The following is a 13,310-nucleotide window of genomic DNA, read 5'->3' on the forward strand; positions in this document are numbered from 1 at the left end:
AATATGTTAAATATTAAAATTAATGATGTAGATGTACAAGTAAAAGAAGGAACTACGATACTTCAAGCTTGCGAAAAAATAAATATACACATTCCTACTTTGTGCCATTTGGATATGCATTCATTGGGATTTGTAAATTCAGAAGCGAACTGCAGAGTTTGTATGGTGGAATTAGCTCACAATCACAAATTAGTTCCGGCATGTAATACTTTGGTTAAGGATAAAATGGAAATTAGAACTGATACTCCAAGAGTTATCAGGACTAGAAGAACAAATATTGAACTTCTATTGTCAAACCACCCAACAGATTGTTTGGTTTGTGAGAGAAATGGTAACTGTGAATTACAAGATTTGGCAGTATTGGCGAATATAAAAGACATAAGATTTAAAGGCGAGAGAAAAATATTCGAACCTGATACAAGTTCTTTTTCAATTATTAGAGACCCTAACAAATGTATTTTGTGTAAAAGATGCGAAACTATGTGCACAAATGTGCAATCAGTTGGTACATTAACTTCAATTGATAGAGGTTTTGAAACAGTTGTAGGAACACAATATCATAAGCCAATGATTGACACTAACTGCGTATTTTGCGGACAATGTTTGTCAGTGTGTCCAACTGGTGCGTTGACAGAAGTAAACAATGTAAGAAAAGTTTACAAAGCATTGAATGACGAAGAAAAAGTTGTTTTGGTTCAAACGGCTCCAGCAGTTAGAGTTGCTTTGGGAGAAGAATTTGGAATGGAAGTTGGAAGTGTCGTTACAGGCAAAATGGTAACTGCGCTAAGAAAAATCGGATTTGATTATGTTTTCGATACAGATTTTGCCGCTGACTTGACAACTATGGAAGAAGCTTACGAATTTGTGGATAGATTCAAAAAACAAGAAAACTTACCAATACTTACAAGTTGTTGTCCAAGTTGGGTTAAATTTATTGAACACAATTTCCCGGATATGTTGAACATTCCATCTACTTGTAAATCTCCACACGAAATGTTTGGTTCAGTTGCCAAAACGTATTTTGCAGAAAAAATAGGCGTTGATCCAAGAAATATCGTTGTAGTTTCTGTAATGCCTTGTGTTGCTAAAAAATACGAATCAGCAAGACCTGAACTTGGTTTAACTGAAGACATTTCTGATGTAGATTATGTAATCAGTACGAGAGAATTGGCGCACATGATTAAGGAATACTCATTAGATTTTCCAAGCTTAGAAGATTCTGAATTTGACGATCCACTAGGGGAATCATCAGGAGCTGGTGTGATTTTCGGATCAAGTGGTGGTGTATTAGAAGCTGCTGTAAGAACTGCTTACAATATGTTAACAGGTGAAGATCTTGAACAATTAGAGTTCAAAGAACTTAAAGAAATGAGAGGCATTAAAGAATCCAGAATAGAAATTTTAGGAAAAGAAGTTAAAGTTGCTGTTGCAAGTGGACTCGCAAATGCTAGAAGGCTTTTGGAAAGCATCAGAGATGGAAAAGCTCACTACGATATTATAGAAATCATGGCATGTCCTGGTGGATGCATCGGTGGAGCTGGACAACCACTTCTTAGAGGAAATGTTTCGAAATTAGAAAAGAGAATGAATGCTATTCATAAAGAAGACAGGGACAAACCAATCAGAAGATCATACGAAAATAAATCTATCAAAAAGATTTACAATGAGTATTTGGATGCTCCTGGTTCAGAAAAAGCACATCATTTGCTTCACACTGAATATTCTTCAAGAGCAAAATATTAATTGAATAATTTTTGAAAAAGTTCTTTGGCGATTGCTGAAGAACTTTTTTATTGAAATCGATTATCAAACACATTTTTTTGTAGTATTATATATAAATGGAGTTGGTGAATAATTGAAAAAAATTTGTAATATATTTTTGGGACTAATTTTGGTCGTGGTTTTTGTAATAAATTCAAAATGGGGAAATAGCGATCATTTGGTAAGCTATGATGGAATTGAACTTGATTATGTAAAAGCTATTGTAGTAGACGTTGTTGATGAAACATTGGATTATCCTTACAATTCAAAGCCCGTTGGAATACAAAACATAAAAGCAAAAATTAAAAATACAGGAGAAATTGTAGATGTGGAAAACAAACTAGAAGCTTCCCATAGTGTTTTAGTAAAGGAAAATGATAAGGTTATTTTGGCAAAAAGCAGGAATCCTCATCATAATTCTGAAACTTTTTACAGGATGTATAATTACGATAGAAGTTTTGGCACGATTTTTTGGATAGTTTTATTCTTAGTTTTCATAGCACTTGTTGTAGGAAGTAGAGGAATAAAAAGCACGGTTGCACTTGTTATTAGTATATACATAATTTTGTTTTTCGATATTTCATTGATAATGAATGGATTTAATAATGTTTTGATTACGATTTTAACTGTAATTTTGTGTACTATTTTTTCGACATTGATTTTATATGGTTATTCGAAAATGAGTTTAATTAACATGATTTCTGTTTCGGTGTCATTTATATTTGTGAGTATTTTAGTTAAGTTAATGAGTATTGGACTTAATATTTCAGGATATAATTTGGAAAATGTCGGAGAATTGATACTCGTAATAGGAAAAGAATGGAAATTAAATATCGAAAATTTACTATTTTCTACCGTTGCTATTTCAGCTTTGGGAGCGTCAATGGATGTAAGTGTATCGATAGCTTCTGCGCTAAGAGAAATTCAATCACTAAATAAAGATGTATCGAGCAAAAAATTATTTAAAAGTGGGATGAGTATTGGCAAAGATATTATAGGAACAATGGTAAATACATTGGTATTTGCATTTATTGGATCATCACTTGTGAGCATAATGATTTTTATATTGCATGGAACAAATACTTTTAATAGAGTTGTAAGTTCTGATTTTTTTGCGGTGGAAATTACGAAAGCGTTAATTGGAATAAGCGTTGTGATTATAATGGTTCCGGTTACTTCTTTTTTCGCATCGAAAATATACAAAGCGGATAGTTTTTATAAGCATATCAAATGATGTGCTTTTTTTAATGCTTTCTTAACAAAATTTTACATTTTATTAACTTTGAAAAACATAAATTTAATATTTTAATCGTACAATGTATTTGGTGATGAAATATTGAAGAAAATTGTTAATGTAATTTTAATCTTGCTATTGATTGGGATTTTCTTTTTGAATAGAAAGCTAGATGTAAATGAAAGCTTGATTAGTTACAAGGGTGTGGAATATCTGAGGGCGAAGGTTGTGGAAGTTGTGGATGAATCGCTAGATTATCCGGATAATTCTAAACCTGTCGGCGTTCAGAAGATTAAAGCTAAGATTTTAAAAACTGGAAAAGTTGTTGAGTTGGATAACGAACTTGTGAACACACACAGCATTAAGGTTCACAAAGGAAGTAATGTTATTCTAATTCAAAATCAAAATTCAGGTTCAACTGATGATTATTACTATTCCGTGTACAACTACGATAGAAGTATAAGAATTTTTGTGATTATAGAATTATTTGTAATATTTTTGGCTGTGATTGCTGGGATAAAAGGCCTCAAAAGTGCGATAGCTTTATTTGTAAGTATTTACATAATTTTATTTTTTGATGTGGCGCTTTTGATGAATGGATACAATAATATTTTGGTTACGATTATAACGGTAATTTTGTGTGCAGTCTATTCTCTAGTGGTGTTGTATGGATACAGTAAAATGACTTTGGTAAATATGATATCGATAGGGACTTCATTTTTGATAGCGGCAATTATGGTCAAAATCATTGGAAAAGTTTTGTATGTTTCTGGACACAATATGGAAAATGTAGAAACTTTGATTTTGATAGGAAAAACATGGGGACTTAGGATTGAGAACTTATTATTCTCTGCAGTTTCCATAGCATCTCTTGGTGCTTCAATGGATGTTAGTGTGTCGATTTCATCTTCTTTGAAAGAAATTAAATCATTAAATACAGATTTGGATAGCAGGAAGCTTTTTCGAAGCGGAATGAATATAGGTAAAGATATTATTGGAACAATGGTAAACACTTTGGTGTTTGCATTTATTGGATCATCTCTAGTGACGATTATGGTTTTGATATCGCACGGAGTAAGTTTTAATCAGCTTGTAAATTCTGATTTCTTTTCAGTGGAAATCACAAAAGGGCTGATAGGTACGGTCGTTGTGATTATAATGGTGCCAGTGACATCATTATTCTCATCAATTATATATAATCATAAGGGGGAAAATTAATGAACAAAACGGCAAAAGCGTTATTAGCATTGGGTATGGTATTTTCAATAGCAACAACAGCTACATACACAACTACATTTGCTGAAACTAATGGAAAAAATGATATTAGCACAACAGCAACACAAACTCAAGAAGAATCTCAAATAAGATTTCCAATCTTGACTATAGGTAAAGACCAAAGTGAAAGAAACTTCACTTGGTACAGCAAGAGCAAAGAACAAGGTTATTTGGAAATCGTAGAAGCAAATGATCAAAAAGATTTTTCAAATGCAACGAAAATCAAAGCTGTAACTTCTGACAAGAACACAACATTTGATATCAATGACAAATCAAACGCAAAAGTAAAAATCGAAAAAGATAAGAAAGATCAAGCCTTAAAAGATTTGTATGAACTTAAAGATATGTCAAACTCTCAAGTAAATATCAAAAACTTGAAACCAAACACTAAATACATGTACAGAGTTTACAATGGTAATGGTAAGAAATCTGAAATTTTTGAATTTAAAACTCAATCAAAAGGAGACTTTTCATTTGTATTAGCAGGGGACCCTCAAATTGGTGCCGGTAAATTCTACGCAGACAGAGACAAATGGGAAAAAGCATTGGGAGTTATCAAACAACAAGTTCCTAATATGAGTTTCTTATACAGCTTAGGGGATCAAGTCAACGAACATGCGTCTAAGTCAGAATTAGAATACAGTGGATACATCGAAAGAGAAAACGCAAAAGGAATGACATTTGCAACATTAATTGGTAACCACGATTCACGAGCAAACTCTTATTCACAACACTTTGCACTTCCTAATATTCAAGCTGAAGGAAAAACAGAAGCTGGTTCAAATTATTATTTCGTCTACAACAACACATTATTCATCCAATTGAATTCAAATAATATGAACACTGCTGAACACAAAGCTACAATAGAAAAAGCAATTGAAATGACAAAAAATCAAAATATCAAATGGAAAGTAGTTGGCTTCCACCACGCTATTTATTCTGCAGCAACTCATGCTAATGACGATGATATCATCAAAAGAAGAGCGGAATATCCAGCATTGATGAAACAATACGGTATTGATTTAATAGTATCCGGTCACGACCACGTTTACACAAGAAGTAGAATGATGAATGGCGGAGTAGCTATTGAAAGCGAAAGAAACTTTACTGACAAATCAAAAGAAGAAGGTAAAGTTCCATCAAAATATGTAAACCCAAAAGGACAATTATATTTAACTGCAAACTCTGCATCAGGTTCAAAACACTATGATTTAGTAGAATTCAAAGACTACATGGCAGTTAGAGACCAACATTACAAACCAAACTTCACAGAAGTTAAAGTGACTGACAAATCAATTGTAGCCACAACATATGAAACAGATTCATTAAAAGTTGTTGATCAAGTTGAGATCGAAAAATCAACTGCAAACACTACAAATGGAAATGTTCAAAGAATTTCTGGAGAAAACAGAGTACAAACATCTATCGAAGTTTCTAAAAAAATGTTCAAAGAAGGAACTAACAAAGTCGTATTAGCTAACCAAGATAATTATTCTGACGTTTTGACGGCTGCTCCATTTGCAAAAGCAAACAACGCATCCTTATTGTATGTATCTTCTAACTCAATTAGTAAAGAAGTAATGAGTGAAATTGCTAGATTAAAAGCAAAAGAAATCACTATTATCGGTGGAGAAAAATCTGTAAATGAAGGGTTGAAGAAAGAGTTAGAAAAGAGAAACTTCAAAGTTGACAGACTTTCAGGAGCTGACAGATACAAAACAAGTGCACAAATTGCATCTAAACTTATCACAGACAAAACAACAACACTAGAAATCGCTAGTGGTGAAAACTATGCAGATGCATTATCACTTAACAACGCAGCTGAGAAAGACAAAGCTCCAATACTTTTAGTAAGAGTTAACGCTATCGACAAATCAGTTGAAGATGTTATCAAATCATCAAAAGCATCATTAATAAACATAGCTGGTGGAGAAAAATCAGTATCTGAAATCACAAAAGCTAACATCAAAAAAATCTCCAATGCAGCTGTTAATAGAATGGGCGGATCTGACAGATACGAAACAAGTATTCTTCTTGCAAAATATTCTGGAGCAAAAAAAGTTGTCGTAGTAACAAGTGGCGAAAACTTTGCGGACGCATTAATCGCAGCACCATTCTCAGCAAAACAAAAAGGTGCAATCCTTCTTACTAACAAAGACAAATTAGGACAAAACGCAGAACAATTCATCAAAGATACTAAATTCAACAAATCTTATGTAATTGGTGGAGAAAAATCAGTATCTGAAGATGTAATCAATCAATTAACAAGTATCATAAAGTAATCCCATAAACTTCTAAATTTTAGGTATCCTCTCAATTTATATTGAGGGGATATTTTTGTTATGAATTTTAAAAATCAGGGTATAAATAAACCAAATAAAGGGGGAGTATGTATGAAAAGATTACATAACTTTTTAAAATTTTCGGTTGTTTTATTATTTGCGATAATTTTTCTAGCATCTTGTAGTAAAAATAATGCCAAAAAAGAAGATATTAAACTAACTGAAGAACAACAAAAATGGGTAGGAAATTACTTTGAAGAAGCATTCAAAGGAATAAAATCAGGAAAAGATAGAAAGCTTACAGATGACGAGGTCAATCAAATTAAAAAAGTATTTGTGGAAAAATTTCCTGGATCAGAATTTGATGGAAATATAAACATAACTTCGAATTTCTTCAAGGCAGGAAGTTACAACGATCCAAAAGAAATAGATTTGGATGGTTTTATTAATTATTTTCCAGGTAGAGCACTGGTAGAAAATTCTGATGAATTTAAAACAACTCTTGAAAAATTGAAAAAACTAGATAGTTTTTCTGAATTTGAATTATCAAGTAAACTTATGCCACTTGTAGAAATCGACAAGAATCTTGTAGATGCTACGTTGATGAAGTATGCAGGAATTGTCTCTGACAATGTTAAAAGTAAAGAAAAATGCTTGTATTTAAAAGAAAACAACGCTTATTATACATTTGTAAGCGATGTTGCGATAGGCACTTTTTATCCAAATGAAGGAGAAATCAAAGGCAATGATTTGATATTAAAAAACAACTATGCGACTCTTACTCTTGAAAATAAGGACGGAAATTACTTTATAAAATCATATATAGAAAAATAATTTTACTGAAATGGTTCCAAAAATTAGGAGCCATTATGTATATTTGTAAAATATTTCAAAGTAATATATACTATCTAGTGTTCAAAATAATAAAATCATGGAGGGATTATGAAAAACAAATTTTTAAAGATGTTAAGTCTTTCTTTAATGTTAATTTTTGCATTGACTGCTTGTCAATCAAAAGATAATTCAAAGGAAACAACATCAAAAGAATCTACAAAAACTGAAGAAAAAGCAGACGACGCTAAAAAGTTTGAAGGTAAAACTTTGAACGTTGTTGCTACAAGCGACAAATACGTAAAATTATTTGACAAGTTCACTGAAAAAACAGGAGCTAAGGTAGAATTCTTATCTATGTCAAGTGGTGAAGTTTTATCAAGAGCGAAGGCCGAAGGTAAAGCCATGGCTGATGTATGGTTTGGAGGCGGAATCGACGCTTTCATGAAAGCTAAATCAGACGATATGTTAGAAAAATATGAATCTGAAGCTTTGAAACAAATTCCAGACGATTACAAAGACAAAGATGGTTATTGGTTATCAAAAGGAATCACAGTTGTTGGCTTCTTAGCAAATAACGAAGTATTAAAATCTAAAAACTTAGAAGTTCCAAAAACTTGGGATGAATTAGCAGATCCAAAATACAAAGGCGAAGTAATCATGAGTGATCCTTCAATTTCTGGTACAAATTATGCAGCAGTTAAAGGATTATTGGACAAATACGGCGAAGAAAAAGGTTGGGATTATTTATCTAAATTAAATGATAACATCAGCTTCTACGGCAAAAGAGGAAAAGATCCTCAAGAAAAAACAGCTGCTGGAGAATTTGGAATTGGTATTATTCCAGTTGACAAATCAGCGTTCGATACAGCAAAAGACAACAACTTAACTGTTGTATATCCTGAAGATGGTATTCCATGGGTTCCAGAAGGAGTAGCTATTTTCAAAAATTCACCTAACACTGAAGTTGCAAAAGCATTCATCGATTTCATGTTAGAAGATGAATCTTTACAAATGTTAGCAGAAATAGACGGAAAAGATTCTAACCAAATGGTTAAAGATGGAATCAAAGGTCTTGATTTAGGTTTGAAAAAAGAAAACTTAATCAAACAAGATTTGTCTACTTTTGGTGAAAAGAGAGAAGCTATTTTAAATAAATTCTCAGAATTTGTAAAAAATAAGTAATTTAATAGGGAGAAATCTGTCAGGTTTCTCCCATTTTACTAGCACCTTAACGGGTGCTTGTTTTAAATGGAGTAAATTATGAAAATATTAGATAAATTTATTAAATACATAATTTTCCTACTCATATTCGTTTTTATTGGACTTCCATTTTTGTATGTATTTAAAGAAGCATTCACTGCAGATGGAGGCAATTCAATAGATTTTATATTAAATGTATTTAAAGAGAACAAAAATCTGTTTGTGAATTCAATTACTGTTGGTTTTATTGTATCGGTTTTAACGACTATTTTTTCTGCAATAATTGGATTGTATTGCTTTTTGAGTGGTAAAATTCATCAAAAAATCATTAGTGCAATTTTATTGGTGACGATGATTTCGCCCCCTTTTGTAACAAGTTTGTCTTACATAAATTTATTCGGTAGAAGAGGGTTCATCACGTACAATTTGTTGAAATTAAACACCAATCCTTATGGAATGACGGGAATTATATTAATGGAAACGTTGGGATTTTTGTCGTTGAGTTGTTTAATGGTTATATCTTATCTTAATAATTTGGATACAGCTTCTATCAATTCAGCAATTGATTTGGGAGCGAATACGAATCATGTAGTAATCGATATTTTAATTCCACAATTAAAAAATACATTGATTTCTGTATTTTTCCTCACATTTATTCGTTCAATTGCGGATTTTGGAACTCCTGCAATTATAGGTGGTAAGTTTAACGTTCTAGCCAGTGAAGGATATATGTCGGTCATTAGCAAAGGAGATATTAAAACTGCGGCGGTTATCAACATAATGATTTTGATTCCTTCTGTTATTATGTTTATCATTTATTCGAAGTCTATGAGAAAAAGCAATGTCAATTTTAATTCTTCACAAAGTGCAATTATTGACAAAAAATCTGCTGTGTTTTATTTCTTGTGCGTTATCAGTGTGTTCTTGTTGAGTTGGCTTGTGATTCAATATGCGTCAATTATTTTGTCAGCATTTACGAAAATGAAAAACAACGAACTTATATTTACTTTTGAAAACTTCAGAAATTCCAAATCGTACATTACAAACACTATAACAAGAAGTATTGTGTACTCTTTGATTAGTGCATTTTTTGGAAGTATGATTGGCTTGTTGATGGCTTATTACTCGATAATCAAAAAGAGCAAGGTAATTAAAGTTTCAGATTATATTTCAAATTTGCCTTATATTTTGCCGGGAACATTCTTCGGTCTAGGTTATTTGTTAGCGTTTAATCACAAACCATTGATGCTGGTTGGAACTAGTGCAATTGTAGTGTTGAATGTTTTGTTCAAGCAAATGCCTTTTTCGACAAAAGTTATGAACAGTCACGTTTTATCAATCAGCGAAGATGAAATCAATTCTGCACAGGATTTGGGTGCCAATTTCATTTATGTATTTAAAGATATCGTGCTTCCACTAACTAAGAAAGGCTTCACTGTTACATTCATCAATGCGTTTACTGCGACAATGACGACAATTGGTTCGATTATTTTCTTGGTTTATCCAGGACAAAAAGTTTTAACACTTGTTATGTTTGATGTTATAAACAGTGGTAATTACAATATTGGTTCTGTAATTGCTCTAATAATAATTTTGATATGTCTTGTTGTAAATGGTGGATATTATTTGGCGACAAAGATAGGAGATAAAAAATGATTTTAAGTGTAAAAAACCTTACGAAAATTTACGAAGATAAAACTGTTGTGGATAATGTTGAATTTGAATTAGAAAAAGGGAAAATGCTGTGTATTTTGGGACCTTCTGGTTGCGGTAAAAGCACGATTTTGAACATGATTGGTGGTTTTGTGAAACCAAATTCTGGACAAATTATTCTAGATGGAGAAGATATCACAAATCTTACTGCTGAAAAAAGAGACATCACGACTGTGTTTCAATCCTACGGACTTTTCTACCACATGAATGTGTTCAAAAATATTGCCTATGGATTAAAATTCAAAAATATAGACAAAACAACTATCGAAAACAAGGTTAACGAAATGATTGAGCTTGTGGGATTAAAAGGTCACGAGAAAAAAATGATTGACGAATTATCAGGTGGACAAAGACAAAGAGTCGCCCTTGCAAGATCTTTGGTTTTGAGTCCAAAACTTTTGCTATTAGATGAACCTCTTAGCAATTTGGATCAAAAGTTAAGAGTTAGCATGAGGTTGTTAATCAAAAATATTCAAAAAAATTTAGGAACTACCATGATTTTCGTAACACACGACCAAAACGAAGCTTTTGAGTTAGCAGATGATATTATTTTAATGAACAAAGGTAAAATCGAACAACATTCCTATCCTTTAGATATCTACAAAAATCCGAAAAATAATTTTGTGTTGAATTTTATCGGTGATAAAAATATTTTTGAAGGATATTACGTTAGACCAGAAGATGTAAAATTTTCAGAACAAGGAGAAGATGGTATTATCAAGGATATTGTGTTCCAAGGCTCAAGCGTAAAAGTTGTGATACAATTGGATGATAAAACTATCGATTCTTATATGCTCAACAATGATTTCAAAAACGAAATTGGAGATAAAGTAAAAGTTATATATTCTAAAAGAAAATTACCGACAAATTAGAGTAAAACACTTGAATTTTGGGTAAAATATAGTATAGAGATATTTTTAGGAGGTAACATGGGTAGAAAAAAAGTTTCTGAATATCCTTATACTATTCAAGAATTGAAAGAGATTACGATTCGCCAATTAAAAGAAAGAGGCGTTGAGATAGAAGATATTTCAAAAATAGTGTTCACTTTACAAGAAAAATATTATCCGAATTTGACGATGCAATTGTGCACTGAAAATGTAGAGAGAGTTTTAGAAAAAAGAGAAGTGTTGCAATGCGTGTTAACGGGAATTGCAATCGACAAAGCTTGTGATAAGAAATTATTCGATGATCCTATTCAAAAAATTATCGAATCAGATGAAGGACTGTATGGAATTGATGAAGTGTTGGCTTTGTCCATAATCAATGTGTATGGCTCAATTGGATTTACTAATTTTGGGTATTTGGATAAGGAAAAGATCGGAATTATCAAAGAGCTAGATGTAGAAAAAACTGATTGCGTTAACACATTTTTGGATGATATAGTAGCTGCTATCGCAGCGGCTGCGGCAAGTAGGTTGTCTCATTCGAGATTTAAATAGGAGATTTTATGTATACGATAGATAACATAAATAAAAAAAGAAGATTAAAAAAAATAGACTTGGATTGTAGCCTTGAAATAGAAGAAGGTTACATCTATTTGTTTACAGGTCACGATAAAAACATTGATGAATTATTTGATATTTTGGGTTCTTTTACTACTAAATACAATGGAGAATTCTTGTATGGTTTTGAAGAAAAAGAAAACGTCCTAAAGAATCCAAAACTAACTAATGAGGTTGAATTTTCAACATTTTTACAAGATTATAACTCATCAATGAAGGTGAAGAAGTATCTTAAATTAAAAAAGAAGTTGAATCCTTATTTCGACGAAGAATTTGTGGACTCTGTGCTAAAAGGATTTGCGATTGATGAATTTGCAAGACTAGAGGATTTGAAAGAGGATTACTGCAACATCGTACTTATGACTGCAGCACTTGCTACGAACAAAAAGATAGTATTACTGAAAAATTTTGAAATAGTAGACAAAAAACTTTCTTTGGAATTCATTGATATAATGAAAAAACGTCAAGAATTAATCAGAAACACAATTCTGATTTCAGCTCCAATTGCGGAGGAAGTATTTTTTGATTATTTGGTGTTGATGCAAGATGGTAGCATTAAATTCAAGGATTCTAAGCACAACATACTAACAAAATCAAATGTGGTTCGTGGACCAAAGGAGATCATCACTGCTATGAATTACAAAATGATATTGACGAGAACCTCTGATGGATTAGAAGATGAAATCAAAATGTTCGATGAAATCAACGAAGACGAACGACTTTTACTTGAAAATAACGGATGTGTAATCAAACAATTGCCATTAGACGAATTAATTACAATGATTGAGGAGGGAAATTATGAAAAGACTGTTAAAACAGAAGTTGTCGAATAGTTTGGCATACGCATTTTACACTCTTCTTGTATCTGTTGTGATATTAGCAATCATTGGAGGACTTTCCTACTTTAATATATGGAAATTCGATTTTGGAAAACTTCCACTATTCACATATGTTGTGCCTATGTTTTTATTCAATACTTTCTACTTTTTATTGGTAGCAAGTAAGGATTACTTCCAAGATTTTGGAATGAACGTTGAATCATCTTACCATAGAAAACAAATTAAAAAAGCTACGATTTTTGAAAGAATTTTCAACGTCGTGTTGGTATTTGCAATTATAATTGGAGTAATTTATCTGACGAGAATTTTATCAGGATTCTTACATGCAAAACAAATCGAAATTTATTACGACAAGATTGGGGTGTTTACAAAAGGCTCATTGTTGTCATACATGCCAATAGTTTTTGTAATCACATCAGTGTGTAGCCTTGCATTTAATTCATTGATATTCTTAGCGTACAAATTCGGAGCTGTGAAAATATTCATATTATTTACTGCGATAGTTATTGCTTTGAATGTATTCTTCTCAGAATATTTAATATCAGCATTTAAATTATTTAGTGGACTTAACATGTATATCTATTTGGGAGTTGGAGTAATAGCACTTATATTGTCCATATTATTTACTAACTTCATCAAAAGCTTAAATGTAAAATAAAGGAGATGG

Annotated in this window: 11 protein-coding genes; all 11 read left to right on the top strand. The window is 31.8% G+C overall.

Annotated elements, in window-relative coordinates; genetic code table 11:
* Positions 1-3: 3 nt before the first annotated feature.
* The 11 genes from ABDJ34_RS03995 to ABDJ34_RS04045 all read left to right on the top strand — a co-directional run bounded on the left by ABDJ34_RS03995 (position 4) and on the right by ABDJ34_RS04045 (position 13,301).
* On the top strand, positions 4-1,743 hold the full coding sequence (locus tag ABDJ34_RS03995; protein ID WP_412701463.1) for an NADH-dependent [FeFe] hydrogenase, group A6: 1,740 nt from the start codon (positions 4-6) through the stop codon (positions 1,741-1,743).
* 112 nt (positions 1,744-1,855) lie between these two features.
* Positions 1,856-2,995 carry a YibE/F family protein gene (locus tag ABDJ34_RS04000; RefSeq protein WP_412701464.1) on the top strand — a complete coding sequence of 380 codons (1,140 nt, stop codon included), beginning with the start codon at positions 1,856-1,858 and terminating at the stop codon, positions 2,993-2,995.
* A gap of 102 nt (positions 2,996-3,097) precedes the next feature.
* On the top strand, positions 3,098-4,213 hold the full coding sequence (locus ABDJ34_RS04005) for a YibE/F family protein (protein ID WP_412701465.1): 1,116 nt from the start codon (positions 3,098-3,100) through the stop codon (positions 4,211-4,213).
* Positions 4,213-6,552 carry a cell wall-binding repeat-containing protein gene (locus ABDJ34_RS04010; RefSeq protein WP_412701466.1) on the top strand — a complete coding sequence of 780 codons (2,340 nt, stop codon included), beginning with the start codon at positions 4,213-4,215 and terminating at the stop codon, positions 6,550-6,552. Before ABDJ34_RS04005 ends, ABDJ34_RS04010 begins: the two co-directional genes overlap by 1 nt.
* Before the next feature lie 111 nt (positions 6,553-6,663).
* A complete protein-coding gene (locus tag ABDJ34_RS04015; RefSeq protein ID WP_412701467.1) occupies positions 6,664-7,386 on the top strand; it encodes a hypothetical protein in 723 nt (240 codons plus the stop codon).
* 108 nt (positions 7,387-7,494) lie between these two features.
* Positions 7,495-8,568 carry an ABC transporter substrate-binding protein gene (locus tag ABDJ34_RS04020; RefSeq protein WP_154271523.1) on the top strand — a complete coding sequence of 358 codons (1,074 nt, stop codon included), beginning with the start codon at positions 7,495-7,497 and terminating at the stop codon, positions 8,566-8,568.
* A gap of 78 nt (positions 8,569-8,646) precedes the next feature.
* Entirely contained in the window at positions 8,647-10,242 is a 1,596-nt protein-coding gene (locus ABDJ34_RS04025) for an ABC transporter permease (protein WP_412701468.1), read from the top strand.
* Positions 10,239-11,171, top strand: coding sequence for an ABC transporter ATP-binding protein (locus tag ABDJ34_RS04030; RefSeq protein WP_412701469.1), 933 nt, complete (start codon positions 10,239-10,241; stop codon positions 11,169-11,171). The genes ABDJ34_RS04025 and ABDJ34_RS04030 overlap by 4 nt, the downstream gene beginning before the upstream one ends.
* A gap of 57 nt (positions 11,172-11,228) precedes the next feature.
* Positions 11,229-11,741, top strand: a complete 513-nt coding sequence (locus ABDJ34_RS04035) for a phosphatidylglycerophosphatase A family protein (protein WP_353316465.1) — start codon at positions 11,229-11,231, stop codon at positions 11,739-11,741.
* Positions 11,742-11,749: 8 nt separating this feature from the next.
* Positions 11,750-12,637, top strand: coding sequence for an ABC transporter (locus ABDJ34_RS04040; protein WP_412701470.1), 888 nt, complete (start codon positions 11,750-11,752; stop codon positions 12,635-12,637).
* Positions 12,603-13,301 carry a hypothetical protein gene (locus ABDJ34_RS04045; RefSeq protein ID WP_412701471.1) on the top strand — a complete coding sequence of 233 codons (699 nt, stop codon included), beginning with the start codon at positions 12,603-12,605 and terminating at the stop codon, positions 13,299-13,301. The genes ABDJ34_RS04040 and ABDJ34_RS04045 overlap by 35 nt, the downstream gene beginning before the upstream one ends.
* The last annotated feature ends 9 nt before the right edge of the window (positions 13,302-13,310 follow it).

Source organism: Finegoldia dalianensis (assembly GCF_046255015.1).
GTDB lineage: Bacteria > Bacillota > Clostridia > Tissierellales > Peptoniphilaceae > Finegoldia > Finegoldia magna.